The sequence below is a fragment of the Lelliottia jeotgali genome, assembly GCF_016771845.1.
GTDB classification, from domain to species: Bacteria; Pseudomonadota; Gammaproteobacteria; order Enterobacterales; family Enterobacteriaceae; genus Enterobacter; species Enterobacter jeotgali.
This window is the reverse complement of record NZ_JAENMQ010000001.1, coordinates 1,005,401-1,031,323: the sequence shown is the minus strand read 5'-3', so window position 1 is coordinate 1,031,323 and position 25,923 is coordinate 1,005,401. Positions and strand designations below refer to the sequence as shown.

21 protein-coding genes are annotated in these 25,923 nt (G+C 53.6%); 13 read left to right on the top strand and 8 right to left on the bottom strand.

Features of this window, described 5'->3' with window-relative positions; translation table 11 throughout:
• Nucleotides 1-110: 110 nt before the first annotated feature.
• The 3 genes from fruB to fruA are packed head-to-tail and all read left to right on the top strand — an operon-like array spanning nt 111 to nt 3,887.
• Entirely contained in the window at nt 111-1,241 is a 1,131-nt protein-coding gene (fruB, locus tag JBO43_RS04880) for a fused PTS fructose transporter subunit IIA/HPr protein (protein ID WP_202673826.1), read from the top strand.
• On the top strand, nt 1,241-2,179 hold the full coding sequence (gene fruK / locus JBO43_RS04875) for a 1-phosphofructokinase (protein WP_095282683.1): 939 nt from the start codon (nt 1,241-1,243) through the stop codon (nt 2,177-2,179). Before fruB ends, fruK begins: the two co-directional genes overlap by 1 nt.
• Nucleotides 2,180-2,195: 16 nt before the next feature.
• A complete protein-coding gene (fruA, locus tag JBO43_RS04870; RefSeq protein WP_202673825.1) occupies nt 2,196-3,887 on the top strand; it encodes a PTS fructose transporter subunit IIBC in 1,692 nt (563 codons plus the stop codon).
• Nucleotides 3,888-4,341: 454 nt separating this feature from the next.
• On the opposite strand, the gene JBO43_RS04865 is transcribed toward fruA, so the two are convergent.
• The 3 genes from JBO43_RS04865 to JBO43_RS04855 form a co-directional block, all read right to left on the bottom strand.
• Nucleotides 4,342-4,722 (bottom strand): potassium channel family protein, encoded by a 381-nt coding sequence (locus tag JBO43_RS04865; RefSeq protein WP_237729926.1) that lies wholly within the window; start codon nt 4,720-4,722, stop codon nt 4,342-4,344.
• Nucleotides 4,723-5,050: 328 nt separating this feature from the next.
• Nucleotides 5,051-5,908, bottom strand: coding sequence for a deoxyribonuclease IV (gene nfo, locus JBO43_RS04860; protein WP_095282680.1), 858 nt, complete (start codon nt 5,906-5,908; stop codon nt 5,051-5,053).
• A 63-nt stretch (nt 5,909-5,971) separates the two neighbouring features.
• Nucleotides 5,972-7,018: a YeiH family protein gene (locus JBO43_RS04855; RefSeq protein ID WP_095282679.1), complete on the bottom strand. Its 1,047-nt coding sequence runs from the start codon at nt 7,016-7,018 to the stop codon at nt 5,972-5,974.
• A 122-nt stretch (nt 7,019-7,140) separates the two neighbouring features.
• Here JBO43_RS04855 and yieE point away from each other — a divergent pair, with 122 nt between their 5' ends.
• The 3 genes from yieE (at nt 7,141) to cirA (ending at nt 11,871) form a co-directional block, all read left to right on the top strand.
• Nucleotides 7,141-8,007, top strand: coding sequence for a DNA-binding transcriptional regulator YeiE (gene yieE, locus JBO43_RS04850; RefSeq protein WP_202673823.1), 867 nt, complete (start codon nt 7,141-7,143; stop codon nt 8,005-8,007).
• Nucleotides 8,008-8,137: 130 nt separating this feature from the next.
• Nucleotides 8,138-9,607: a lysine-specific permease gene (lysP, locus tag JBO43_RS04845; RefSeq protein WP_095282677.1), complete on the top strand. Its 1,470-nt coding sequence runs from the start codon at nt 8,138-8,140 to the stop codon at nt 9,605-9,607.
• A 293-nt stretch (nt 9,608-9,900) separates the two neighbouring features.
• Nucleotides 9,901-11,871 carry a catecholate siderophore receptor CirA gene (gene cirA / locus JBO43_RS04840; RefSeq protein ID WP_202673822.1) on the top strand — a complete coding sequence of 657 codons (1,971 nt, stop codon included), beginning with the start codon at nt 9,901-9,903 and terminating at the stop codon, nt 11,869-11,871.
• 93 nt (nt 11,872-11,964) lie between these two features.
• Here the strand turns inward: cirA and fghA are convergent, their stop codons facing one another.
• The gene (gene fghA / locus JBO43_RS04835) at nt 11,965-12,801 is read right to left on the bottom strand and encodes an S-formylglutathione hydrolase (protein ID WP_202673821.1); all 837 of its coding nucleotides are present in this window, start codon (nt 12,799-12,801) and stop codon (nt 11,965-11,967) included.
• A gap of 137 nt (nt 12,802-12,938) precedes the next feature.
• Here fghA and JBO43_RS04830 point away from each other — a divergent pair, with 137 nt between their 5' ends.
• The 7 genes from JBO43_RS04830 (at nt 12,939) to mglC (ending at nt 21,133) form a co-directional block, all read left to right on the top strand.
• On the top strand, nt 12,939-14,087 hold the full coding sequence (locus JBO43_RS04830; RefSeq protein ID WP_202673820.1) for a YbfB/YjiJ family MFS transporter: 1,149 nt from the start codon (nt 12,939-12,941) through the stop codon (nt 14,085-14,087).
• A 103-nt stretch (nt 14,088-14,190) separates the two neighbouring features.
• Nucleotides 14,191-14,859: a GTP cyclohydrolase I FolE gene (gene folE / locus JBO43_RS04825; RefSeq protein WP_095282673.1), complete on the top strand. Its 669-nt coding sequence runs from the start codon at nt 14,191-14,193 to the stop codon at nt 14,857-14,859.
• Between the two features lie 16 nt (nt 14,860-14,875).
• A complete protein-coding gene (gene yeiB, locus JBO43_RS04820) occupies nt 14,876-16,033 on the top strand; it encodes a DUF418 domain-containing protein YeiB (RefSeq protein ID WP_202673819.1) in 1,158 nt (385 codons plus the stop codon).
• A 155-nt stretch (nt 16,034-16,188) separates the two neighbouring features.
• A complete protein-coding gene (gene galS, locus JBO43_RS04815) occupies nt 16,189-17,211 on the top strand; it encodes an HTH-type transcriptional regulator GalS (protein ID WP_103947189.1) in 1,023 nt (340 codons plus the stop codon).
• A 295-nt stretch (nt 17,212-17,506) separates the two neighbouring features.
• A complete protein-coding gene (mglB, locus tag JBO43_RS04810) occupies nt 17,507-18,505 on the top strand; it encodes a galactose/glucose ABC transporter substrate-binding protein MglB (RefSeq protein WP_103947188.1) in 999 nt (332 codons plus the stop codon).
• 81 nt (nt 18,506-18,586) lie between these two features.
• On the top strand, nt 18,587-20,107 hold the full coding sequence (gene mglA / locus JBO43_RS04805; RefSeq protein WP_103947187.1) for a galactose/methyl galactoside ABC transporter ATP-binding protein MglA: 1,521 nt from the start codon (nt 18,587-18,589) through the stop codon (nt 20,105-20,107).
• 15 nt (nt 20,108-20,122) lie between these two features.
• Nucleotides 20,123-21,133, top strand: a complete 1,011-nt coding sequence (gene mglC, locus JBO43_RS04800) for a galactose/methyl galactoside ABC transporter permease MglC (protein ID WP_095282667.1) — start codon at nt 20,123-20,125, stop codon at nt 21,131-21,133.
• 46 nt (nt 21,134-21,179) lie between these two features.
• Here the strand turns inward: mglC and JBO43_RS04795 are convergent, their stop codons facing one another.
• The 4 genes from JBO43_RS04795 to cdd all read right to left on the bottom strand — a co-directional run bounded on the left by JBO43_RS04795 (nt 21,180) and on the right by cdd (nt 25,859).
• Nucleotides 21,180-22,592 carry an alpha,alpha-trehalose-phosphate synthase (UDP-forming) gene (locus JBO43_RS04795; RefSeq protein ID WP_202673818.1) on the bottom strand — a complete coding sequence of 471 codons (1,413 nt, stop codon included), beginning with the start codon at nt 22,590-22,592 and terminating at the stop codon, nt 21,180-21,182.
• Nucleotides 22,593-22,641: 49 nt separating this feature from the next.
• A complete protein-coding gene (locus JBO43_RS04790; protein ID WP_237729925.1) occupies nt 22,642-24,006 on the bottom strand; it encodes a glutamine synthetase family protein in 1,365 nt (454 codons plus the stop codon).
• A 119-nt stretch (nt 24,007-24,125) separates the two neighbouring features.
• A complete protein-coding gene (gene sanA, locus JBO43_RS04785) occupies nt 24,126-24,845 on the bottom strand; it encodes an outer membrane permeability protein SanA (RefSeq protein WP_095282665.1) in 720 nt (239 codons plus the stop codon).
• Between the two features lie 129 nt (nt 24,846-24,974).
• Nucleotides 24,975-25,859: a cytidine deaminase gene (cdd, locus tag JBO43_RS04780; RefSeq protein WP_103947185.1), complete on the bottom strand. Its 885-nt coding sequence runs from the start codon at nt 25,857-25,859 to the stop codon at nt 24,975-24,977.
• Nucleotides 25,860-25,923 lie beyond the last annotated feature (64 nt).

The following is a 25,923-nucleotide window of genomic DNA, read 5'->3' as shown; positions in this document are numbered from 1 at the left end:
CAAGACTTCTTGAAACGTTTCAGCGCTATCTTGTTTTAACTGACGGAGCAGGTTAGCGCATTTTTTCTCATTAAGGCTGAAACGATTCAATTCAGCGAGAGAGGAGAACCATGTTCCAGTTATCAGTGCAAGACATCCATCCGGGCGAACAGGCCGGTAATAAAGAAGAGGCCATTCGCAAGATTGCCGCTGCCCTCGTGCAGGCGGGCAACGTGGCAGACGGCTATGTAGACGGCATGCTGGCGCGTGAGCAGCAGACCTCCACCTTCCTCGGCAACGGTATCGCCATCCCGCATGGCACCACCGATACCCGCGACCAGGTGCTGAAAACCGGTGTTCAGGTTTATCAGTTCCCGCAGGGGATTTTGTGGGGCGAAGGGCAGGTGGCTTACGTGGCAATCGGCATCGCCGCCAGTAGTGATGAGCATCTGGGCTTGCTGCGTCAGCTGACGCATGTGCTGAGCGACGACTCTGTTGCTGAACAGCTGCAATCCGCGACCACCGCAGAAGAGCTCCGCGCTCTGCTGATGGGTGAAAAACAGAGCGAAGCGCTGAAGCTGGACAACGAGACGCTGACGCTCGACGTGGTGGCTTCCGATCTGGTGACCTTACAAGCGCTGAACGCCGGTCGTCTGAAAGAAGTGGGTGCTGTCGAAACCGCTTTCGTCGCCCGCGTGATTAACGATAAGCCGCTGAATCTGGGCCAGGGCGTCTGGCTGAACGACAGCGCGGAAGGCAACGTGCGCAGCGCTATCGCCGTGAGTCGTGCCGCAACGGCATTTGAAGCCGATGGCGAACACGCCGCTCTGTTGGTGACCGTCGCGATGGCCGATGAACAGCCGGTTGCCGTGCTGAAACGCCTGAGTGACCTGTTGCTGAATAACAAAGCTGAACATCTGCTGAAAGCGGATGCAGCGACGCTGCTGGCACTGCTGACCAGTGACGATGCCCCAACCGATGACCTGCTGACCGCTGAGTTTGTGGTGCGCAACGAACACGGTTTGCACGCGCGTCCTGGCACCATGCTGGTCAACACCATTAAACAGTTCGAAAGTGAGATTACCGTGACCAACCTGGATGGTTCGGGCAAACCGGCCAATGGCCGCAGCCTGATGAAAGTCGTCGCACTGGGTGTGAAAAAAGGCCACCGCCTGCGCTTCACTGCCCAGGGCGCGGATGCTGAACTTGCGTTGAAAGCGATTGGCGATGCCATCGCGGCCGGTCTGGGGGAGGGCGCATAATGAGCAGACGTGTCGCGACTATTACGCTGAATCCAGCTTACGATCTCGTTGGCTTTTGCCCTGAAATTGAACGCGGTGAAGTGAACCTCGTTCGCACCACCGGTCTGCACGCTGCCGGTAAAGGCATCAACGTGGCTAAAGTTTTAAAAGACTTAGGCATCGACGTGACCGTGGGCGGTTTCCTCGGCAAAGACAACCAGGACGGTTTTCAGCAGCTGTTCAGCGAGCTGGGTATCGCCAACCGTTTCCAGGTGGTTCAGGGCCGTACCCGTATTAACGTCAAGCTGACGGAAAAAGACGGTGAAGTGACCGATCTGAACTTCTCAGGTTTTGAAGTCACCGGCGCAGACTGGGAGCGTTTCGTGAACGATTCCCTGAGCTGGTTGGGTCAGTTCGATATGGTTTGCGTCAGCGGCAGTCTGCCGTCAGGCGTCAGCCCGGAAGCGTTCACCGACTGGATGCTGCGTCTGCGTAGTCAGTGCCCGTGCATTATTTTTGACAGCAGCCGTGAAGCGCTGGTGGCGGGTCTGAAAGCCTCTCCGTGGCTGGTCAAACCCAATCGCCGCGAACTGGAGATCTGGGCGGGCCGTAAGCTGCCAGAATTAAAGGATGTAATTGAAGCAGCCCATGCGCTGCGTGAACAGGGTATCGCTCACGTGGTCATTTCGCTGGGTGCGGAAGGCGCGCTGTGGGTTAACGCGTCTGGCGAATGGATCGCCAAGCCACCGTCGGTGGAAGTGGTCAGCACCGTAGGTGCCGGGGATTCAATGGTGGGCGGCCTGATCTACGGCCTGCTGATGCGCGAATCCAGTGAGCATACTTTACGTCTTGCTACCGCTGTTGCCGCCCTGGCCGTAAGTCAGAGCAATGTTGGAATTACCGAACGTACCCAGTTGGCCGCGATGATGGCGCGCGTTGACTTACAACCTTTTAACTAACAGCAGGAGAGGCATAATGAAAACGCTGCTGATCATTGATTCCGGTCTCGGACAAGCTCGCGCCTATATGGCGAAGACCTTGCTGGGCGCGGCGGCACACAAAGCGCATGTTGAAATGGTCGATAACCCAAATGATGCCGAACTGGCGATTGTTTTGGGCGATAAAGTTCCTGCTGACAGCGCGCTGAACGGCAAAAAAGTGTGGCTGGGCGATATCAATCGCGCAGTGGCACATCCTGAATTATTCCTGAGCGAAGCAAAAGGCCATGCGGCTGTTTATACCGCACCTGTTGCTACCGCTGCGGTTGCATCTGCGACTGGCCCGAAACGCGTCGTGGCCATCACCGCTTGTCCAACGGGCGTGGCGCACACCTTTATGGCGGCTGAAGCCATCGAAACCGAAGCGAAAAAACGCGGCTGGTGGGTGAAGGTTGAAACCCGCGGTTCCGTGGGGGCAGGCAACGCGATCACACCTGAAGAAGTGGCGGAAGCGGATCTGGTTATTGTGGCCGCTGATATCGAAGTAGACCTCGCGAAGTTTGCCGGTAAGCCAATGTATCGCACCTCTACCGGACTGGCGCTGAAGAAAACGGCGCAGGAATTTGATAAAGCACTCGCGGAAGCGAAGCCTTATCAGACGACGGGCAAATCTGAGTCCTCAGCAACCGAAGGCAAAAAAGAGTCTGCGGGCGCCTATCGTCACCTGCTGACCGGCGTGTCATACATGCTGCCGATGGTCGTGGCGGGCGGTCTGTGTATCGCGCTGTCCTTCGCGTTCGGTATCGAAGCCTTTAAAGAGCCAGGCACGCTGGCGGCGGCATTGATGCAGATCGGTGGCGGTTCGGCGTTTGCGCTTATGGTGCCGGTGCTGGCGGGTTATATTGCCTTCTCCATCGCTGACCGTCCGGGTCTGACGCCGGGTCTTATCGGCGGTATGCTGGCCGTGAGCACCGGTTCTGGCTTTATTGGCGGTATCATTGCCGGTTTCCTGGCAGGTTACGTGGCGAAAGCCATCAGCTCTAAGCTGAAATTACCGCAGAGTATGGAAGCGCTGAAACCGATCCTGATAATCCCGCTGATTTCCAGCCTGGTGGTTGGCCTGGGTATGATCTACCTGATTGGTAAACCGGTTGCCGGTATCCTCGAAGGCCTGACCCACTGGCTGCAAACTATGGGTACAGCGAACGCGGTACTGCTGGGCGCAATCCTTGGCGGCATGATGTGTACTGACATGGGTGGCCCGGTCAACAAAGCGGCGTACGCGTTTGGTGTTGGCTTGCTGAGTACCCAGACTTATGCCCCGATGGCGGCAATCATGGCGGCCGGTATGGTGCCACCGCTGGCGCTGGGTCTGGCAACCATCATTGCACGTCGTAAGTTTGACAAGGCGCAGCAAGAGGGTGGTAAAGCGGCTCTGGTTCTGGGGCTGTGCTTCATCACCGAAGGTGCGATTCCGTTCGCAGCCCGTGACCCGATGCGCGTTCTGCCTTGCTGTATCGTGGGTGGCGCGGTGACAGGTGCAATCTCGATGGCGATTGGCGCGAAACTGATGGCACCGCACGGTGGTCTGTTTGTTCTGCTGATCCCTGGCGCGATTACCCCGGTTCTGGGTTATCTGTTCGCGATTATCGCCGGTACGCTGGTGGCGGGTCTGTCTTACGCGGTGTTGAAACGCCCGGAAGTCGAAGCGGTTGCTAAAGTAGCCTAAACCTATTGTCGGGTGGCGCTTCGCTTACCCGACCTACAAAAAAAGTCGGGTGCTTACGCTGCCCGGCTTTTTTATTTACGCTTCCGGCTTAATTTCCGGTGGATGGACATCCAGATGATTCTGTCCATTGCTGCCATTTTCCATGATGTCTGATTCTGGTGACATTTTTCAATGTTATCATGGGTAAACTCCGCTAATGCAGAGTTTCCGTGAGCATGACCTTTTTATGAGGCGCTTCCAGGAGAGAGAAGCTTCAGAATGCTATGATCTATTTTCACAACAATAAAGAATTAAGAAATAGATATGCTCTCAATAATTTTCTTCATACCCTCAGGCTTTGTCTAATAATATTAATCGACTCTGATGTTTCTCGTATATTTGCCCGTGCACTATCGACCAGGCTAAGCTACCTCGCTAAAAGAATGCAGTCTTGAGGATTATCGAGGCGGTTTATTTAGTCGTCTAACATAAACCTCAGGCGCTGAAGAAACACGACCAGAACGGCAACTGACCAGCCCACCATCAGTGCTCCTACCAGCCCTTCAGATGCTCCGATAAGACGCCATTCTCCTGACAGGGTGACATCCCCGTAACCGACGGTGGCATAGCTGACCAGTGAAAAATAGAGGCTGCTTTCCCAGGTGCTGAGCGCACCGGAGTGGAAATAGTAGAGGGCAAAAACACCGGCTTCCAGGATATGGGCAACAAGGGCCGTGGAAACAACGAGGATGTTCCTGAGGATGATTCGAAACGCAGATGTTCTGGTGAATTTCACATACCTCATGATCCACAGCATCCAGAGGGAGTGAATAATTACCGTGATAATCAACAGCATTAATATACTGAAAACCATAAATGGGATGCCTATTTAGTTTAGTGTGAGTAATTACTCCTCGTCTTAAAGATGATAGCCGCTAATGCCGATGATGTGATAGAGGTAAATGAGAGTTAAAAATTGGATAATATTTTAATAAAACAATCAGGTAATATTATAGATAATGACACGCATTAAATGTTTAATTCCATCATGCTAAATAATTAAGATGGTTTCCCCCAGATGCGGCAGGGGGAAATGGCTGACGGGCTCTATGGATACCGGGATAACGATGACTTCTTCCTGAAAATCAAAGCCGCGTTCCCCGGTAAAGCGCGATGAACCTTTTTTATGCGGCTTGTTCAGCCGTTTGCTGGGCTTTCAGCCAGGCAATCTCTTCCGCCCAGATATCGGGGTTCACCGTTTCGAGCACCATCGGGATGCCGTCAAAACGGTCGTCCTGCATAATAAAGCGGAACGCGTCATGACCGATGTTGCCTTCGCCAAGGCTGTGATGGCGGTCAACGCGACTGCCGAATGCGCTCTTGGCGTCGTTCAGGTGCATACCGCGCAGATACCTAAAGCCCACGATACGTTCGAACTCCGCAAAAGTTTTTTCACACTCTTCGCGCGAACGCAGGTCATAGCCAGCGGCAAACGCGTGGCAGGTATCGATACATACGCCAACGCGGGATTTGTCTTCCACACCGTCGATGATCGCTGCCAGATGTTCAAATTTGAATCCCAGATTGCTGCCCTGACCGGCGGTGTTTTCAATGACTGCCGTCACGCCCTGAGTCTGGGCCAGCGCAATGTTGATAGACTCGGCGATGCGCGCCAGACAGGCGTCTTCGTCGATTTGCATCAAATGGCTGCCTGGATGGAAGTTCAGCAGCGTCAGGCCAAGCTGCTCGCAGCGTTGCAGTTCATCAAGAAACGCATCACGGGATTTTTCCAGCGCTTCTTCGACCGGATGGCCCAGGTTGATGAGATAGCTGTCGTGGGGAAGGATCTGACCCGGCCCGAACCCATACTTTTCGCAGGCGGCTTTGAAATCATCAATCACTTCAGCGGTGAGCGGTGCCGCGCGCCACTGACGCTGATTTTTGGTGAACAGGGCGAAAGCGGTCGCCTCGATTTCGGCGGCGCGAATGGCGGCATTCGCAAGACCACCTGCTGCGCTCACGTGCGCTCCAACGTATTTCATAAGGGACTCCTGTTAACCCGAAACGCTTATGATAGCGGGTTAACAGGATAAGGATGTAGTGGTTTATGCCATCAGGCTATGAACCGCCAGGTTAATCGCGCCCCCGCCAACAATCAGCCAGGCGAAGAGCATCAGCGCCATCAGCAGCGGTTTTGCGCCGGCTTTTTTCAGTGCACTCACGTGAGTGGTCACGCCCAGTGCCGCCATCGCCATCGCCAGTAAAACCGTATCCAGCGTGACCAGCATATCAACCACTGCTTTTGGCAGCAGATGGAAGGAGTTAAAAATCGCCACCACGATAAACAGAATCGCAAACCACGGAATGGTGATTTTACTTTTCTCGCCTTTGCCCGCTGGAGTCAGCTGTTTAACGCGTGCCGCCAGAATCAGCAGGAACGGGGCCAGCATCATGACGCGCAGCATTTTAGCAATCACTGCTGCATTTTCAGCGTCCGGGCTGATGGCATGGCCCGCTGCGACCACTTGTGCCACTTCATGCACGGTCGAACCAATGTAGATGCCGTACGCTTCCGGGGTGAACCAGTGTGCCAGCAGCGGGTAAATGGCTGGATACAGGAAAATTGCCAGCGTACCGAAAATAACCACGGTGGCTACCGCAACGGTCACTTTACTGGATTCCGCTTTGACCACCGGTTCCGTAGCCAGAACTGCCGCTGCACCGCAAATACTGCTACCTGCGCCAATCAACCAGCTGGTTTGTTTGTCGAGACCAAACACTTTTTGGCCGATAACGCAGGCTAGCAAGAAGGTACTGGTCAGCGTCAGCACGTCGATGGCGATGCCGCTCACGCCGACATCCGCAATTTGCGCGAAGGTCAGGCGAAAACCATAAAGAATAATCCCCAGGCGCAGCAGATGCTGTTTCGCGAACAAGACGCCGCCGTCGCATGAGCTCCAGATTTTAGGGTAAACCGTATTCCCGACGACCATCCCCAGTAGGATCGCCAGCGTTAATGCGCTGAAACCTGCCCCGGCGATGGCTGGAATGCTGCCGCCCCATAATGCCGCGCCGGTGATGAGTGCGCTCAGCGCAAGCCCCGGAACGTAATGCCACAGCGTACGATGATGATGCACAGTGAGTTCAGTCATAGCCTTCTCCTTTCAATGGTTAAAAGGTTACGGCGCTCTGGCTTAAAAATAAAATTGATTATATATTTATAATTAATCTTTATAAGTGGTAAGCAACGCGCTTACCCGCGCGGAAGGCCACTATGCACATTACATTGCGTCAACTCGAAGTCTTTGCCGAAGTCCTGAAAAGCGGGTCAACCACGCAGGCTTCGCAGCGCCTTGCGTTGTCCCAGTCAGCGGTCAGCGCGGCGCTGACCGATCTGGAAGGGCAGCTTGGGGTGCAGCTTTTCGACAGAGTAGGGAAACGGCTGGTAGTGAACGAACACGGGCGACTGCTTTACCCGCGCGCGCTGGCCCTGCTGGAGCAGGCCGTCGAAATAGAGCAGTTGTTCCGGGAAGACAACGGCGCGATCCGCGTGTATGCCAGCAGTACGATTGGTAATTATATTCTGCCGGAAGTGATAGCCCGCTATCGCCGCGATTTTCCGACGCTGCCGCTGGAGATGAGCGTCGGTAACAGCCAGGATGTGATCAACGCGATCATCGATTTCCGCGTCGACATCGGGCTGATCGAAGGCCCATGTCATAACGTGGATATCATTGCCGAACCCTGGCTGGAAGATGAGCTGGTGGTGTTTGCCTCTCCCGCATCGTCTCTGCTGCAGGGCGAAGTGACGCTGGAGCGCCTGGCGCAGGCGCCGTGGATTTTGCGCGAGCACGGTTCCGGTACACGCGAAATTGTCGACTATTTGCTGCTTTCACATCTGCCGCAGTTCCAGCTCGGGATGGAGCTTGGGAATTCCGAGGCCATCAAGCACGCCGTACGACATGGGCTGGGGATCAGCTGTTTATCCCGCCGGGTGATAGCCGAGCAGCTTGAGAGCGGGTCGCTGATTGAAATCCCGGTCCCGCTGCCGAAGCTGGTGCGCACGCTGTGGTGCATTCACCATCGCCAGAAACACCTGTCGAACTCGTTGCAGCGCTTTTTGCGCTATTGCGAAATGTAGACCAGGCTCTGCTTTACTTATAATTCCTGGGCAGTCATGAAGCTCTCTTATAACAGAGCATTTCTGCCGGAAGGTTCGCGGATCGTCTGCTACAATCTCGCCTCATTTTTTGAATGGACAGCATTTTCATATGGTTTCCGAAACTAAAACCACAGAAGCGCCCGCGCTACGCCGCGAACTCAAGGCGCGTCACCTGACGATGATCGCTATTGGCGGATCAATCGGTACAGGTCTTTTTGTTGCCTCTGGTGCAACTATTTCAGCGGCAGGCCCCGGTGGCGCGCTGTTTTCTTACATGCTGATTGGCCTGATGGTGTACTTCCTGATGACCAGTCTGGGCGAACTGGCCGCTTACATGCCGGTCTCTGGCTCCTTCTCTACTTACGGCCAAAAATACGTTGAAGAAGGCTTCGGCTTCGCGCTGGGCTGGAACTACTGGTACAACTGGGCGGTGACCATCGCCGTTGACCTCGTGGCTGCGCAGCTGGTGATGAACTGGTGGTTCCCGGACACGCCAGGCTGGATCTGGAGCGCCATCTTCCTGGCGGTGATTTTCCTGCTGAACTACATCTCCGTGCGCGGTTTTGGCGAAGCGGAGTACTGGTTCTCACTGATTAAAGTCGCGACCGTGATCATCTTTATCATCGTCGGCGTAGCAATGATTGTCGGCATCTTCAAAGGGGCACAGCCTGCGGGCTGGAGCAACTGGCAGATAGGCGAAGCGCCGTTTGCCGGCGGTTTTGCGGCGATGATCGGCGTGGCGATGATTGTCGGCTTCTCCTTCCAGGGCACTGAGCTTATCGGTATCGCAGCCGGTGAATCTGAAGATCCTGAGAAGAACATCCCGCGCGCGGTGCGTCAGGTGTTCTGGCGTATTCTGCTGTTCTATGTGTTCGCGATCCTGATTATCAGCCTGATTATTCCTTACACCGATCCAAGCCTGCTGCGTAACGATGTGAAAGACATCAGCGTCAGTCCGTTCACGCTGGTATTCCAGCATGCGGGTCTGCTCTCTGCGGCGGCGGTGATGAATGCGGTAATCCTGACGGCGGTGCTGTCGGCGGGTAACTCCGGGATGTACGCGTCAACGCGTATGCTTTACACCCTGGCCTGCGACGGTAAAGCGCCACGTATTTTCTCTAAACTGTCTCGTGGCGGCGTACCGCGCAATGCGCTGTATGCGACCACGGTAGTGGCGGGTCTGTGCTTCCTGACGTCGATGTTTGGCAACCAGACGGTTTATCTGTGGCTGCTGAACACCTCCGGTATGACCGGTTTCATCGCCTGGCTCGGTATTGCCATCAGTCACTATCGTTTCCGTCGCGGCTACGTGATGCAGGGACATGATATTAATGACCTGCCGTATCGCTCCGGGTTCTTCCCGCTGGGTCCGATCTTCGCCTTTATCCTGTGCCTGATCATTACGCTCGGCCAAAACTACGAAGCCTTCCTGTCTGACACCATCGACTGGGGCGGCGTGATGGCGACCTATATTGGTATTCCACTGTTCCTGATTATCTGGTTTGGTTACAAACTGACGAGAGGAACCCGCTTCGTTCGCTACAGCGAAATGGAATTCCCAGGACGATTCAAACAATAATCGCACTTCCTCTCTTTTAGCCCGCTCATTCGAGCGGGCTTTTTTATCTCCACAATATGCATAAAAGACATAATTGTTAACAATTGAATTGATAATAATTATCGTTTGTTTTATCGTTATCGCCGTTATCAAAAGGATGAAGGAGTCAGCGTCGCGTTGTGGGTCAGACGATGACGTTACTGCCACACCTGCAAATAAACACACAGCCGACCAGCCAAAGAAGCCGGCGGTATGCAATGCACTGTGAGCAATAATTATTTGATATTGTTGTGTTTACCTCATGGAGATATGGAATGTTTAGGTTAAATCCCTTCGTACGGGGAGGACTTTGTGCGTCTGCAATGTCCCTGGCGTTACCGGTTATCGCGGCTGAATCTGGCGATACGCTGGTTGTCACGGCGTCTGCCACCGAACAAAACCTCAAAGATGCGCCAGCCAGTATCAGCGTCATTACTCAGGAAGATCTGCAGCGTAAACCCGTTCAGAATCTGAAAGATGTGTTACAGGACGTGCCAGGCGTGCAGCTCACCAATGAAGGGGATAACCGTAAAGGGGTCAGCATCCGTGGGCTGGACAGCAGCTACACCCTGATTCTGGTGGACGGTAAGCGCGTCAACTCCCGCAACGCCGTCTTCCGCCATAACGATTTCGATCTCAACTGGGTCCCCGTCGATGCTATCGAGCGCATCGAAGTGGTGCGCGGCCCGATGTCCTCCCTGTATGGCTCCGATGCGCTGGGTGGCGTGGTGAACATCATCACCAAAAAAATCGGCCAGAAATGGACCGGCACCCTGACGGCAGACACCACTATTCAGGAACATCGCGATCGCGGTGATACCTACAACGGTCAGTTCTTTACCAGCGGTCCGCTGGTGGATGGCGTGCTGGGGCTAAAAGCCTATGGCAGCCTCTCTAAACGTGAAAAAGACGATCAGCAGGAATCCTCGACCTCTGCGACGGGCGAAACACCTCGCATCGAAGGATTCACCAGCCGCGACGCCAACGTCGAGTTCGCCTGGACGCCGAATCAAAACCACGATTTCACCGCAGGCTACGGTTTCGACCGTCAGGACCGCGATTCAGACTCCCTCGACCAGAACCGCCTCGAGCGCCAGAACTACTCCCTGAGCCACAACGGGCGCTGGGATGTCGGTAATAGCGAGCTGAAATTCTACGGCGAGAAAGTGGATAACAAAAATCCAGGCAACAGCAGCCCAATCACCTCGGAAAGCAACAGCATCGACGGGAAATATGTCCTTCCGCTGGCTGAAATCAACCAGGTGCTGACCTTCGGCGGGGAATGGCGTCACGATAAGCTAAAAGATCCGATCAACCTGACCGGCGGCTCCAGCAGCAACACGTCCGCCAGCCAGTACGCCTTGTTTATCGAAAACGAATGGCGCATCTTTGAGCCGCTGGCGCTGACCACCGGTGTGCGTATGGACGATCACGAAACCTACGGCGACCACTGGAGCCCGCGTGCGTATCTGGTGTATAGCGCCACCGACACCGTGACGGTGAAAGGCGGCTGGGCGACGGCATTCAAAGCGCCATCCCTGCTTCAGTTAAGCCCGGACTGGACCACCGGCTCGTGCCGTGGTGCCTGTGAAATTGTCGGTAGCCCGGATCTGAAACCCGAAACCAGCGAAAGCTTCGAACTGGGTCTTTACTATGCCGGGGAAGAGGGCTGGTTAGAGGGCGTGCAGGCCAGTATTACCACCTTCCAGAACGATGTGGATGACCGAATCAGCATCAGCCGCACCGCGAACGTGAACCAGGCGCAGAGCTACCCGAACTACGTTGGGCTGAATGCCGACGGCGAGCCGATTTTCCGCTACTACAACGTCAATAAAGCGCGTATTCGCGGCGTGGAAACTGAGCTGAAATTCCCGCTGGCGGAAGACTGGAAAGTGACGCTGAATTACACCTATAACGACGGACGTGATATCAGCAACGGCGGAAACAAACCGCTCTCCGAGCTGCCGTTCCATACCGCGAACGGAACCATTGACTGGCAGGCGACGCAGGACTGGTCGTTCTACATGCAGGGTAACTATTCTGGTGAAAAACGCGCTCTCACCGACGGTGCAGCGACGCCTGGCGGATATGTGGTCTGGAATACCGGTGCAGCGTGGCAGGCCACCAAAAATGTGAAACTGCGTGCTGGCGTGCAAAACCTGCTGGATAAAGATCTGAGCCGCGACGACTACAGCTACACCGAAGATGGCCGTCGTTACTTTATGGCGGTGGATTACCGGTTCTGATAGCGGGTTTGCCGGGTGGCGGCTTCGCCTTACCCGGCCTACCTGGTTTTGTAGGCCCGGTAAGCGCAGCGCCACCGGGCAACAAACAGGCACTTATCCGAACAAATGCTCCGCATGGAAGCGGAGATGATCCTCAATAAACGACGCAATAAAGTAATAGCTGTGATCGTGTCCCGGCTGAATACGCAGGGTCAACGGCCAGCTTTTCTGTCGCGCTACTTCTGCCAGAACGGCGGGCTGCAGCTGATTTGCGAGGAACTGATCCGCATCGCCCTGATCGATAAGGGTCGGGATCGCGTGTTCCGCATGACTTGCCTGCATCAGCGCGCAGCTGTCCCATTCCTGCCACGTTGTTTCATCATTACCCAGATAATTCGAGAACGCTTTCTGCCCCCAAGGAACGTGCGTCGGGTTAACGATAGGCGCAAATGCCGATACGCTGGTGAACGTGCCAGGATTTTTTAGCGCCATAATCAACGCCCCGTGGCCGCCCATCGAATGTCCGCTGATAGCCGCGCGATCGCTCACCTCAAACTGTGCCTTGACCAGAGCAGGCAATTCGTCGCGGATGTAATCGTACATCCGGTAGTGGTTCGCCCACGGCTGTTGGGTGGCGTTAAGATAGAAACCAGCACCTTTACCCAGATCGTATCCGGCGTCGTCGGCGACATCATCCCCGCGCGGGCTGGTGTCGGGCATCACCAGCGCAATGCCTAATTCGGCGGCCACGCGCTGTGCCCCTGCTTTAGTGGTGAAGTTTTCATCGTTACAGGTGAGACCGGAAAGCCAGTACAACACCGGCGGTTTAACATTTTCTGTCGTCGGCGGGAGGAAAATGCTAAACGTCATGGCGCAATTTAGCGTGGTGGAGTCGTGCCGCCAGCGCTGCTGCCGACCTTCAAAACAACGGTGCTCTTCGAGCAGTTCCATGCAAGGCTCCTGATAGGTATTGATATTCACTCAATCCATAATACAGATTATTCATTCACCTGTGAGTAACTTTCACTTCCGCTCAAACGTCAGATGTTGCATCATGAATTAACTAAATTTTAACAATTGAGGCAATCATGGCGCTGCGTATCGCGCTCAGCGGATTTGTGGTGTTAGTGGTAGCGATGGGGATAGGGCGTTTTGCCTTTACTCCTCAGGTTCCACTGATGATTGCGGCTGGACAACTGACGCTAACCAGCGCCGGGCTGGTGGCCGCCATGAACTATCTGGGCTATCTGGTCGGCGCGTGGGATGCCATGCGTGCGCACCGGTTTGTCGAAGGGCGTCTGTACCTCGGGATTTTTGGCGCAGTGGCACTGACGCTACTGTCAGCCGTGGCGGATAACGCTGTTATTCACGGCCTGATTCGATTCGTGATCGGCTGCATGAGCGGCTGGTCGATGGTACTGATTGCCGCGTGGACCAACGAACGGCTGGCGCACTACGGCAAGCCGGGACTCAGCGCGGCAGTCTTTGCCGGGCCGGGGGCGGGGATTGCGCTCAGCGGCCTGCTGGCGGTTTACATTCAGGCGCGCTCGCTTTCAGCCGGAGCGGCGTGGCAGATTTACGGCGTGCTGGCGCTGATATTAATTGTGCTGGTGGCGCGCTATCTCCCGCGTGGTGGGCAGTTGCATCGCCCTGGCACCACGCCGGAACCGCTGGTCTTGACCCCTGATTTACGTCGCTTGGTCTGGAGCTACAGTCTGGCTGGTTTTGGCTACATTCTGCCCGCCACTTTTTTATCGCAGATGGCGGCGGTGCGCTTCCCCGGTAGCCTGTTTGCGCAGTTTGTCTGGCCAGTGTTTGGTGCAGCTGCCGTGGCTGGCATTGCGTTAAGCATTGCGCTGCGCCATGTTTCAACGTCGAACCGCCGCCTGTCGATAGTGCTGTGGTTACAAGGGGTGGGCGTCTTTGCCGCCTGGCTGATGCCGGGAATCAGTGGGCTGGTTACAGGGGCGCTCTTGGTCGGTGGTGGATTCCTGTGCGCCGTTCAGTTGTCCCTTCTGTGTGGGCGTGAACTTGCGCCGAATCACACCCGTTACATGGCCGGATTACTGACCACCGGGTATGCGCTGGGTCAGTTGGTTGGCCCGGTCACGTCGGCGATATCCACCTGGTTCACCCATCAGCTGGAACCCGCGCTGGGCCTTGCGGGTGTCGCGCTGATCGTCGGGGGGGCATTGGTCTGGGATCGACAAGCCGAAAGGCAGCAACAATTGCAATAATAATCGCCGTGAATACTGGATTATGTGCGCCGCCTCACGCACAATGAGCGCACACTTTTGCTTCAAAGAGGGCAAAAGGCAGCCACACCTGCAGGAGACAATAATGCCATCACTCAGTAAAGAAGCCGCTCTCGTTCATGAAGCGTTAGTCGCGCGTGGTCTTGAAACCCCGCTGCGTCCGCCCGTTAATGAACTGGACAAAGAAACACGCAAACGTCTTATTTCCGGGCACATGACCGAGATCATGCAGTTGCTGAATCTCGATCTGAGCGATGACAGCCTGATGGAAACGCCGAATCGCATTGCAAAAATGTATGTCGATGAGATTTTCTCCGGCCTGGATTACGCCAACTTCCCAAAAATCACCGTCATCGAAAACAAGATGAAGGTTGATGAAATGGTGACCGTGCGCGATATCACGCTGACCAGCACCTGCGAACATCATTTTGTGACCATCGACGGTAAAGCCACCGTGGCCTATATCCCGAAAGATACGGTGATTGGTCTGTCGAAGATCAACCGCATCGTGCAGTTCTTCGCCCAGCGTCCTCAGGTTCAGGAACGTCTGACACAGCAGATCCTGACGGCGCTGCAAACGCTGCTCGGCACCAACAATGTGGCTGTATCCATTGATGCCGTCCATTATTGCGTGAAAGCGCGTGGCGTTCGTGATGCAACCAGCGCGACCACGACTACGTCGCTGGGTGGTCTGTTTAAATCCAGCCAGAATACTCGCCAGGAGTTTCTGCGCGCCGTACGTCACCACAACTAATTACAGGGCAGGATAAATGGAGCGTAATGTCACGCTGGATTTTGTACGTGGCGTTGCCATCCTCGGTATCCTGCTGCTGAATATCGCCGCGTTTGGTCTGCCAAAAGCGGCGTATCTCAATCCTGCCTGGTATGGCGAAATCACCCGCAGCGACGCCTGGACGTGGGCGATCCTCGACCTTTTCGCACAAGTTAAATTCCTTTCTCTTTTTGCACTCCTCTTCGGCGCAGGGCTGCAGCTGCTGCTCAAACGCGGCAAGCGTTGGATCCAGTCTCGCCTGACGCTGCTCGTTTTACTCGGGTTTATCCACGGTCTGTTTTTCTGGGACGGCGATATTTTGCTGGCTTATGGATTAGTGGGTCTGATTTGCTGGCGAATGATTCGTGACGCGCACGACGTGAAAAATCTGTTCAATACCGGCGTCATTCTGTATCTCATCGGTATCGGCGTGTTGTTGCTGCTGGGGATGATTTCTGGCGGAGCGACCAATCGGTCGTGGATACCGGATGCCGCGAATCTTCAGTATGAACAGTTCTGGAAACTCAAAGGTGGTATCGAAGCCGTCAGCAATCGTGCCGATATGCTCGGCGATAACCTGATCGCGCTGGGTGCACAGTACGGCTGGCAGCTGGCCGGGATGATGCTGATGGGCGCGGCGCTGATGCGAACCGGCTGGCTGAAAGGGGAGTTTAGTCTCTCTCATTATCGCCGGACAGGGGCTGCCCTGGTGTGCATTGGCGTCGTCATTAATCTTCCCGCGGTTGTCGCGCAGTGGGTGCTGGACTGGGATTATCGCTGGTGTGCCTTCCTGCTACAGGCCCCGCGCGAGTTAAGTGCACCGTTTCAGACTATCGGCTATGCGGCGTTGATTTACGGCTTCTGGCCGCAGATGGCGCGCTTCAAGGTGGTGGCTGCCGTGGCGTGTGTGGGCCGAATGGCATTGAGCAATTACCTGCTGCAAACGCTCATTTGCACCACGCTTTTCTATCGATTCGGTCTGTTTATGAAATTCGACCGACTCCAGCTGCTGGCATTTGTTATTCCGGTCTGGGGGATAAACATGGTGTTTTCTGTTATCTGGCTGCGCTTTTTCCGCCAGGGCCCGCTGGAATGGCTGTGGCGTCAATTAACCGCACGTGCTTCAGGTGTATCATTGAGTAATACATCCAGATAACGATCTGGATCACAATCATTAACAAAACGGATGTAACCGTTTTCATCTGTGTGACCTTCTTCACGTAGTCCCCTCTTCGTCACTGCCAGAATAGCCTCCTTGCTAAACACAGGGGGTGTCTGTGAGTTGCTGCAATCCATATAAGGATGGTGAATATGATCACCATTCGTGACGTAGCCCGCATCGCGGGTGTTTCTGTCGCCACTGTCTCCCGCGTACTGAACAACAGCGCGCTGGTGAGTCCTGAAACTCGTGAAACTGTGATGAAGGCGGTGACGCAACTCGGCTATCGCCCGAATGCTAACGCCCAGGCTCTCGCCACCCAGGTGAGTGACACCATTGGCGTGGTGGTGATGGACGTGTCAGATGCCTTTTTTGGTGCGCTGGTCAAAGCCGTGGACGTTGTCGCCCAGCAGCACCATAAATATGTGCTGATCGGTAACAGCTATCACGAGGCTGAAAAAGAGCGTCATGCCATTGAGGTGCTGATTCGCCAGCGATGTAACGCCCTGATCGTCCATTCAAAAGCGCTCAGCGATGAGGAGTTGGCTGGGTTTATGGATCAAATCCCCGGGATGGTGCTCATCAACCGTGTGGTGCCGGGCTACGCCCATCGCTGCGTGACGCTGGATAACGTCAGCGGGGCGATGATGGCGACGCGTATGTTGCTCAATAACGGCCATCAGCGCATCGGCTATCTGGCGTCCAGCCATCATATTGAAGATGACGATATGCGCCGGGAAGGGTGGCAAAATGCTCTGAAAGAAGCCGGAATTACGCCCGCTGACAGCTGGATTGGCACTGGATCGCCTGATATGCCGGGAGGGGAGGCCGCAATGGTTGAACTGCTCGGACGTAACCTGCAACTGACCGCCGTCTTTGCCTACAATGACAGCATGGCTGCAGGTGCGTTGACCGCCCTGAAAGACAACGGCATTGCCGTGCCGCAGCATCTGTCATTGATTGGTTTCGATGATATCCCGATTGCCCGTTACACCGACCCGCAGCTTACCACCGTGCGTTACCCGATTGCGTCAATGGCTCGCCTGGCCACTGAACTGGCGTTACAAGGGGCCGCAGGACAGCAGGATCTCAGCGCAACACACTGTTTCATGCCGACTTTAGTGCGTCGCCATTCGGTTGCTATTCGGCAAATTGTGGCTCCGATCACTAACTGATTATGTTGGATGATGTAACCGTTTTCAATCTGTGAGTAAATTCACAGTATCTTAACAAGCCGCTGACTATGATGTCAGCGTTTTAGGGACTGAAACGCTATGTAACGGTGATTAATCACTTTCACTATAGCCAAAGTGCCACAAACAACCAATAAAACGCATTACTGGAGCGTTACCGAACACGGAAGATAGAAATTTTATAAGTGAACTTCGGCTGTCAGTAACGTTTTCTTAACATCTGCCCGCCGACCGTTATTCACAAGAACTACCCTGCATAAAAAAAACCGGAGATACCATGAATAAGAAGGTTTTGACTCTGTCTGCTGTTATGGCAAGCATGCTTTTTGGTGCGGCTGCGCACGCTGCGGATACCCGTATTGGTGTGACAATCTATAAATACGACGACAACTTCATGTCTGTTGTGCGTAAAGCTATCGAGAAAGATGCTAAAGCAGCGCCAGATGTTCAGCTGCTGATGAATGACTCCCAGAACGACCAGTCCAAACAGAACGACCAGATCGACGTTCTGCTGGCGAAAGGTGTGAAAGCCCTGGCCATTAACCTGGTTGACCCGGCTGCAGCAGGTACAGTGATTGAGAAAGCGCGTGGCCAGAATGTGCCAATCGTATTCTTCAACAAAGAGCCATCCCGCAAAGCGCTGGACAGCTATGACAAAGCCTTCTACGTCGGTACTGATTCCAAAGAGTCCGGTATTATCCAGGGCGATCTGATCGCAAAACACTGGGCTGCTAACCCGAACTGGGACCTGAACAAAGACGGTCAGATTCAGTTCGTGCTGCTGAAAGGCGAGCCGGGCCATCCGGATGCTGAAGCGCGTACCACATATGTTATCAAAGAGTTGAACGACAAAGGTCTGAAAACCCAGCAGCTGGCATTAGACACTGCAATGTGGGATACCGCTCAGGCGAAAGATAAGATGGACGCATGGCTGTCTGGCCCGAATGCTAACAAAATCGAAGTGGTTATCGCCAACAACGATGCGATGGCAATGGGTGCAGTTGAAGCGCTGAAAGCACACAATAAATCCTCTATTCCGGTCTTCGGCGTGGATGCACTGCCAGAAGCGCTGGCACTGGTTAAATCTGGCGCAATGGCCGGTACCGTGCTGAACGATGCCAACAACCAGGCGAAAGCGACCTTCGATCTGGCGAAAAACCTGGCCGATGGTAAAGCAGCGGCAGAAGGCACCAACTGGAAAATCGAGAACAAAATTGTTCGCGTACCTTACGTGGGCGTAGACCAGTCAAACCTGGCTGAGTTTATCGGTAAATAAGTTAGATATTGCCTGTTCTCACAGGGCGCAATTCTTTGCGCCCTTTTATAACGCGATATGCGAGGCCGTCAAGGTATAATTATGGTCAGCACAAATACTCAGTCCTCAGGTGAATTCTTGTTAGAAATGAGCGGTATTAACAAGTCTTTTCCGGGCGTTAAGGCTCTCGACAATGTTAATTTAAAAGTACGTCCTCACTCTATTCATGCGTTGATGGGAGAGAACGGTGCAGGTAAATCGACATTATTAAAATGCCTTTTTGGAATCTATCAAAAAGATTCTGGTAGCATTCTTTTTCAGGGGAAAGAGATCGACTTCCATTCCGCCAAGGAAGCACTGGAGAATGGTATTTCGATGGTTCACCAGGAATTAAACCTGGTGCTTCAACGTTCTGTTATGGACAATATGTGGTTGGGTCGTTATCCGACCAAAGGCGTATTTGTCGATCAGGACAAAATGTATCGTGATACGAAAGCGATTTTTGATGAACTGGATATTGATATCGACCCGCGCGCACGCGTAGGCACGTTATCCGTTTCACAAATGCAGATGATCGAAATTGCCAAGGCCTTCTCCTATAACGCGAAAATCGTGATTATGGATGAGCCGACCTCATCACTGACGGAAAAAGAGGTTAATCACCTTTTCACCATTATCCGTAAGCTGAAAGATCGCGGCTGCGGCATCGTTTATATCTCGCACAAAATGGAAGAAATCTTCCAGCTGTGCGATGAAATCACCATTCTGCGTGACGGTCAGTGGATCACCACTCAGCCCCTTGAAGGGCTGGATATGGACAAGATCATCGCGATGATGGTGGGCCGTTCCCTGAACCAGCGCTTCCCGGATAAAGAGAACAAGCCGGGTGAAGTGATTCTTGAAGTGCGTAACCTCACATCCCTGCGCCAGCCGTCTATTCGTGATGTGTCTTTCGATTTGCACAAAGGCGAAATTCTGGGCATCGCGGGCCTGGTCGGTGCAAAACGTACCGATATCGTGGAAACCCTGTTTGGTATCCGTGAAAAAGTCGCGGGTACGATTACGCTGCACGGAAAGAAAATTAATAATCACAACGCCAATGAAGCCATTAATCACGGTTTCGCCCTGGTGACCGAAGAGCGCCGCTCAACGGGGATTTATGCTTATCTGGATATTAATTTTAACTCGTTAATTTCTAATATTCGGAACTATAAAAACAAAGTCGGTCTTTTGGATACTTCCCGCATGAAAAGTGATACCCAGTGGGTTATCGATTCAATGCGTGTGAAAACGCCAGGACATCAAACGCAAATTGGCTCACTTTCCGGCGGTAACCAGCAGAAGGTTATTATTGGTCGCTGGCTATTAACCCAACCAGAAATTTTAATGCTTGATGAACCGACTCGTGGTATTGACGTAGGTGCAAAATTTGAAATCTATCAGCTGATTGCTGAACTGGCGAAAAAGAATAAAGGGATTATTATTATTTCTTCCGAAATGCCGGAATTGTTAGGGATCACAGATCGTATTCTGGTTATGAGCAATGGTCTCGTTGCCGGAATTGTTGACACCAAAACGACAACGCAAAACGAAATTCTCCGTCTTGCGTCTTTGCACCTTTAAGATCAGGGGCTCCTCATGAGTGCGCTAAATAAAAAGAGTTTTCTCACTTATCTGAAAGAAGGCGGTATTTACGTTGTTCTTTTAGTGTTGCTGGCCATTATTATTTTCCAGGACCCTACGTTCTTAAGTTTGCTTAACTTGAGTAACATTTTGACCCAGTCCTCAGTGCGTATCATCATCGCCCTCGGGGTGGCCGGGCTGATTGTGACTCAGGGTACTGACCTGTCAGCCGGGCGTCAGGTCGGTCTGGCTGCGGTTGTCGCGGCCACGCTCTTGCAGTCGATGGAGAACGCCAACAAGGTGTTCCCGGAAATGGCGACCATGCCGATCATTGTCGTCGTGCTGATTGTCTGCGTGGTTGGCGCCATCATCGGTCTGATCAACGGTATTATCATCGCCTACCTGAACGTGACGCCGTTTATCACCACGCTGGGCACGATGATTATCGTTTACGGTATCAACTCCCTGTACTACGACTTCGTCGGCGCATCACCGATTTCAGGCTTCGACAGTGGCTTCTCGACGTTCGCGCAAGGTTTTGTGGCGCTGGGCAGTTTCCGCCTTTCCTACATCACCTTCTACGCGCTGATCGCCGTCGGTTTTGTCTGGGTACTGTGGAACAAAACCCGCTTCGGTAAAAACATCTTCGCTATCGGCGGTAACCCGGAAGCGGCAAAAGTATCTGGCGTGAACGTGGCTCTGAACCTGCTCATGATTTATGCCCTGTCCGGCGTGTTCTATGCCTTCGGTGGTTTGCTCGAAGCAGGCCGTATCGGCTCGGCGACCAACAACCTCGGCTTTATGTATGAACTGGATGCGATTGCAGCCTGCGTGGTGGGCGGCGTATCCTTCAGCGGCGGTGTGGGTACCGTAGTCGGCGTGGTGACTGGTGTTATCATCTTCACCGTTATCAACTACGGTTTGACCTACATCGGCGTGAACCCGTACTGGCAGTACATTATCAAGGGCGCGATCATCATCTTCGCCGTTGCCCTGGATTCACTGAAATACGCGCGTAAGAAGTAATCTTCACGACGCTTATGAGGCCCGCTGACTCAGCGGGCCTTTTTATTTAGTAGAGTTTTTGCGGCGTGAAAACGCCGTAATGGGAAGTTCTGAACACCGGTGCCGCAGGCCGGGTTTTATCCTCCAGCGCCTCAATAAAGGTTCGCCCCCACCACAGGCTGTCGTAGCGCAGAACCTTCTTCAGCATCAATCCGTGACGCCGTTTGCGCTCATGCAGCGGCATCGAGAGCGCAGAGTGCAGAGCATCGCTGGTTTCGTTGGCATCGTAGGGATTAACAATAATCGCTTCGCTCAGTTGTTCCGCCGCACCGCTAAACATCGAGAGGATCAGCACGCCAGGATCGTCGACATCCTGCGCCAGGATAAAGGCCTTGGCGCTCAGGCTGGTGCCTTCCGATAGTGGTGTAAACAGCGCCACCTGGGCTTTGGCGTACAGCTCCTGAATCAACGTCTGGCTGCACAGGGTGTTGTGGATGTAATTCACCGGATACCACGAAAAATCACCGTACTGGCCGTTTAACTCACCGCAAAACCTTTCCAGACGCGTACAGAGATTGCTGGTCGAACGAGGATATTCACGCGACGGATCGGATATCTGTAGCAAACTGACATTGCGGATGTACTGCGGATGGTGGTTCAAAAAGGTTCGCATCGCATCCAGCCGGTAATGAATACCGCTAATATCGCTGATTACATCGTTGCTGATAATTATCTGACATGGATAGTCATCAACCTGACGATGTATGGGCGGTGCCACGTTCTGAGCATCAGCCACAATCCCGCAGGGGAAAATGCCGATGCGGATGGTTTTGCCATTGAGCTGAATAAGGTCAGGCGCCAGACGTGTGACCCGATGGTATCGCAGCACGTAGGTCAGAAAATTACTGACGTCGGCGCTCGACTGAAAGCCAATCACGTCATACTCCAGTAACGCGTTCACCAGCCAGTTATGCTCCGGGATGCTGCGCAGGACGTCACCCGGCGGGAAGGGTTGATGCAGGAAAAAACCGCTCATATTGTGATGCCCTCCATCACGCAGCATTTTGCCCACCGGGAGCAAATGGTAATCATGCACCCAGATAATCTCTTCATCGCGGAGATCTTGCGCGATATCCTCTGCGACGTTTTGCGCATTCATTTTATAGGTCGTGAAATACTCTTTTTGATATTCCGCAAGGTCGGGGCGATTGTGAAATACCGGCCACAAGACTTTATGGATGTATCCGTGATATCCATTCTCGTATTCGTTGGCGGAAAACGGTCTGCTATATACGGTAAAAGTATTAATATCATGGCGGCTTCGTTGTGGTCCTTTTCGGCTGGTCTCTATTTCACCGTCCCATCCGTACCATTTAGCGGAATAATTAATGGCTATTTTTTCCAGAACGTCCAGTAGCGGATCGGTAAATGTCGTCTTTCGCGTAATGCAACGGTTCGAAACAATAATCAACGTAGACATAATATATCCAGTGAATCTGGCCTCGGGGAAATGATATTCGAGAATGGAATTAACTCAGGGTGGATTCTTCCTCTGTCACGATACTTTCGAACCAGGCTAATTCCGACAGTTTGCAGGCGATCCACTGCTGCGAAAACGCGTGTCCCAGGCTGTCGGTCAGATACTGACACTGGGCAAACTGTTCGATGGCATGCTGCTGAAACAGTGGCAGGGCCGGGGCGGCGTTCTGCGGGTCGGCAAGGTCGTGCTCGTCGAAGCACTCCAGTCCGTACAACATGCCGGTAAGAATGGTCGCGACCACCAGATAGGGGTTGGCATCGGCGCCTGCAAGACGATATTCGATGCGCCGATTGCCCTCGTCAGAGCACGGAATACGCAGGGCGGCGGAGCGGTTGTTATATCCCCATGAGTTAAACAGGGGCTCATCGAGGTTCTTGCGCAGACGCCGAAATGCGTTCACACCGGGCGCGAGGATGGCTACCGAAGCAGGCATCAGCGCCAGCTGACCGGCAATGCACAGGCGCATCATGCTGTTGAGCTCATCGGCGGAGGAGGCAAACACGTTTTCTCCGTGTACATCCTGCAAACTGAAGTGAAAATGCAGACCATTGCCAGACTGTAGGCTGTAGGGTTTCGCCATAAAGTTGGCTTTAAGACCCTGTTTTTCAGCGACATAACGCGTCAGGCGGCGCAAGGCCAGTACGTTATCACAGGCTTCTAAGATGCGGGAACTGTGCTTAAGATTCAGTTCAAACTGGCCAGATTCGGCCTCTGCCACAATACCGGTCAGCGGGATTTGCTGAACCTGCGCGAGCTGCTCAAGGTCATTAAAAACGGCGCTACGGGCTGTGGAATTCTCCATATTAAAACATCCCTGGCCGCGGATATCCTCTGGCTGCGGGCTGGAGAGATAAAACTCAATTTCGGGGGCGACCACCGGATAAAGCCCATGCTGATGAAAGCGCGAAAGCACGTTCTGCAGAATAACGCGCGGTTCCAGCTGACACGGAGCCTGATGGTTGTCGGTCATCGTCAGCAGGATCTGCGCGGTATGCAAGGGGTCCTGAGGCGAAGGGCGCAGCGTGCCCGGCACTGGCAGGCACAGGTGATCGGGTTCGTCATGAAGGGGTTGTGCTGGGGAATGACACGAAACCTTGCCTTTCTGATCCATCGAATAGACGGAAAGCGGAAAATAACATCCTTTTGAAAGCGTAAAAAGACTCTCAACAGAAAGACGTTTTCCGCGCATCGTGCCATTGATGTCATAAAGATAAACATCCACATGTTGAGTCAGTGGATAATCACTTAAATAATCGTTAACTTCCGACTGTAAATAACCGGGCAGAGATGCGACCGGGAAATTAAGATATGAGCGGATATTTTTCAGAAATAAAGTACTGATGATGGAGTTCATAATTGCGCTTCAGTGAGGCCGTGATGGCGATGAATCCAGCATAAAATAGCCGTTTATTTTAAGATATAAACGGGCTGTAAAAATGCCACTCACTACTATAAAGAAAATATAAAAATGACTTATTTTTTCTCTTTCTTTTGCAATTCAAGAAGCTGTTCCGGCGTCACCGCTGGATAATCCTGCGCATCTTCAGGCACCTGATGCATCGCCGGAATCGGAACTAACGGGCCGAGGAAACGCGGTTCACGTTTGAACAGATAGAGATCGGCCAGCGCGCCAAAGCGGGCGCCAAATTCACGTACCCGAACGCTCCACATATCTTTCGGTGAGGGAACGGCATAACACTGGGCCTGAATGCCCATGTGCAGGGCGATAAACAGTGCCCGTTCGCAGTGGAAGCGCTGGGTGATAATAATAAAATCGTTGGTATCAAAGACCTTGCGCGTGCGGACGATGGAATCCAGGGTACGGAATCCGGCGTAGTCGAGCACGATATCTGCCGGATCGACACCTGCGGCAATCAAATCCTTTCGCATGGTCATCGGCTCGTTATAACTTTGTTGGGCGTTATCGCCACTCAGCAGCAGGTAATTGACCTTTCCGCTGTTATAGGCGTTAAGCGCGCCCTGAATGCGGTAGCGATAATACTGATTGATAACGCCAGTACGGTAATACTTGGCGGTACCCAGCACCACGCCGACCTGGCGATAAGGTAAATCCTGCAGATCATCAAAGATGTAAGGGGCGGTTTTCCAGCTCATCCAACGGTCGAGGCCAAGTGCAGTCAACAGCAGAATGCCGACCAGGACAAACAGGCTGTAAAACACGCGCTTTAACATGAAGATGGCTCGTTCCGTGAAGGGAAATTTCACTCAGGCTACTTTACCCGCCTGGTAAGCGCAAGAAACAGCGGTTTGATTGGGGGGATTTTCATCAGCAGAGCGGGCATTTCTGCCCGCACAGGGTAATTACGCCAGCAATGTCCGGTCGATGCTGGTACAGCCCAGCGCTTTCAGCGTGGCGGCGGTGGCGTCCCACTGGATCAACGGTGCATCGGCAATTTCAGCCAGAATCGCGCGCTGAATATCCGGATAGTCGTACCCGTTCAGGCTCAGCAGATTCAGTGCGCCTTGCAGCGGTGGCAGCGTCGGGTTGAAGGCGGCGTTTTCAGCGTAGCTCCCGGAGAAAATTTGCCCATCACGCAGCTCCAGCGCCACGCCGCTCGGTGATTTGCTGTAAGGGGTGTGGCTTTTGTTCGCCGCAGCGATTGCGGCCTGGGACAGCGCATCACCTGTCAAAGCGTAGCCGTGATCCTGGTCATCCATCAGCAGAGTTTTGATATCCAGATCTTTCGGGCCAAAGGCATCCGGCAGATAGTCACCCAGCGTATGTGGCTCACGGCCAGGCAGATTGATGCGCAGTTGCAAACCGCTGTTCAGCTCATTCATAAACTGGCGGCAGTGACCGCAAGGAGTGTAGTTCACGGTGATGGCTTGCAGCGCTTTTTCACCGCGCAGCCAGGCATGGCTGATGGCGCTTTGTTCGGCGTGGACGGTCTGTTGCATGGTCGCACCCAGGAACTCCATGTTCCCGCCGAAATACCAGGTCCCGCTCACGCCGCGCGCAATGGCACCAACGTTAAAGTGGGAGAGATCGGCTCTGGCGCAGGCGGCAGCCAGCGGCAGCAGTGCGAAAGCCAGCGCGTCTTCGTCCAGTCCCGTTGCCTGTTTAAGCGTCGTGACCTGCTCTGCGCTCAGCAAGGCGGGGAAGTGCGTATCCGCCAGAACCGGAGCCAGGGCTGATTGCAAATTCTCTGCTAACTGGGCAAAAGCAGTTTGAAAACGTGGGTGCATGGCAATGCCTCATAAAGGTTAATGGATCGGTAGTGTACGGAGCCACCAGGGCTTTATATGTGAT

What these genes read in the sequence shown, in the direction of transcription:
- galS (WP_103947189.1), top strand. Translation starts at nt 16,189, where the DNA reads ATGATCACCATTCGTGACGTAGCCCGCATCGCGGGTGTTTCTGTCGCC.
- fghA (WP_202673821.1), bottom strand. Translation starts at nt 12,801, where the DNA reads ATGGAACTGCTCGAAGAGCACCGTTGTTTTGAAGGTCGGCAGCAGCGC.
- JBO43_RS04855 (WP_095282679.1), bottom strand. Translation starts at nt 7,018, where the DNA reads ATGACTGAACTCACTGTGCATCATCATCGTACGCTGTGGCATTACGTT.
- JBO43_RS04790 (WP_237729925.1), bottom strand. Translation starts at nt 24,006, where the DNA reads ATGAACTCCATCATCAGTACTTTATTTCTGAAAAATATCCGCTCATAT.
- mglC (WP_095282667.1), top strand. Translation starts at nt 20,123, where the DNA reads ATGAGTGCGCTAAATAAAAAGAGTTTTCTCACTTATCTGAAAGAAGGC.
- fruK (WP_095282683.1), top strand. Translation starts at nt 1,241, where the DNA reads ATGAGCAGACGTGTCGCGACTATTACGCTGAATCCAGCTTACGATCTC.
- yieE (WP_202673823.1), top strand. Translation starts at nt 7,141, where the DNA reads ATGCACATTACATTGCGTCAACTCGAAGTCTTTGCCGAAGTCCTGAAA.
- JBO43_RS04830 (WP_202673820.1), top strand. Translation starts at nt 12,939, where the DNA reads ATGGCGCTGCGTATCGCGCTCAGCGGATTTGTGGTGTTAGTGGTAGCG.
- fruA (WP_202673825.1), top strand. Translation starts at nt 2,196, where the DNA reads ATGAAAACGCTGCTGATCATTGATTCCGGTCTCGGACAAGCTCGCGCC.
- cirA (WP_202673822.1), top strand. Translation starts at nt 9,901, where the DNA reads ATGTTTAGGTTAAATCCCTTCGTACGGGGAGGACTTTGTGCGTCTGCA.
- sanA (WP_095282665.1), bottom strand. Translation starts at nt 24,845, where the DNA reads ATGTTAAAGCGCGTGTTTTACAGCCTGTTTGTCCTGGTCGGCATTCTG.
- mglA (WP_103947187.1), top strand. Translation starts at nt 18,587, where the DNA reads ATGGTCAGCACAAATACTCAGTCCTCAGGTGAATTCTTGTTAGAAATG.
- mglB (WP_103947188.1), top strand. Translation starts at nt 17,507, where the DNA reads ATGAATAAGAAGGTTTTGACTCTGTCTGCTGTTATGGCAAGCATGCTT.
- folE (WP_095282673.1), top strand. Translation starts at nt 14,191, where the DNA reads ATGCCATCACTCAGTAAAGAAGCCGCTCTCGTTCATGAAGCGTTAGTC.
- JBO43_RS04795 (WP_202673818.1), bottom strand. Translation starts at nt 22,592, where the DNA reads ATGTCTACGTTGATTATTGTTTCGAACCGTTGCATTACGCGAAAGACG.
- nfo (WP_095282680.1), bottom strand. Translation starts at nt 5,908, where the DNA reads ATGAAATACGTTGGAGCGCACGTGAGCGCAGCAGGTGGTCTTGCGAAT.
- fruB (WP_202673826.1), top strand. Translation starts at nt 111, where the DNA reads ATGTTCCAGTTATCAGTGCAAGACATCCATCCGGGCGAACAGGCCGGT.
- JBO43_RS04865 (WP_237729926.1), bottom strand. Translation starts at nt 4,722, where the DNA reads ATGCTGTTGATTATCACGGTAATTATTCACTCCCTCTGGATGCTGTGG.
- cdd (WP_103947185.1), bottom strand. Translation starts at nt 25,859, where the DNA reads ATGCACCCACGTTTTCAAACTGCTTTTGCCCAGTTAGCAGAGAATTTG.
- yeiB (WP_202673819.1), top strand. Translation starts at nt 14,876, where the DNA reads ATGGAGCGTAATGTCACGCTGGATTTTGTACGTGGCGTTGCCATCCTC.
- lysP (WP_095282677.1), top strand. Translation starts at nt 8,138, where the DNA reads ATGGTTTCCGAAACTAAAACCACAGAAGCGCCCGCGCTACGCCGCGAA.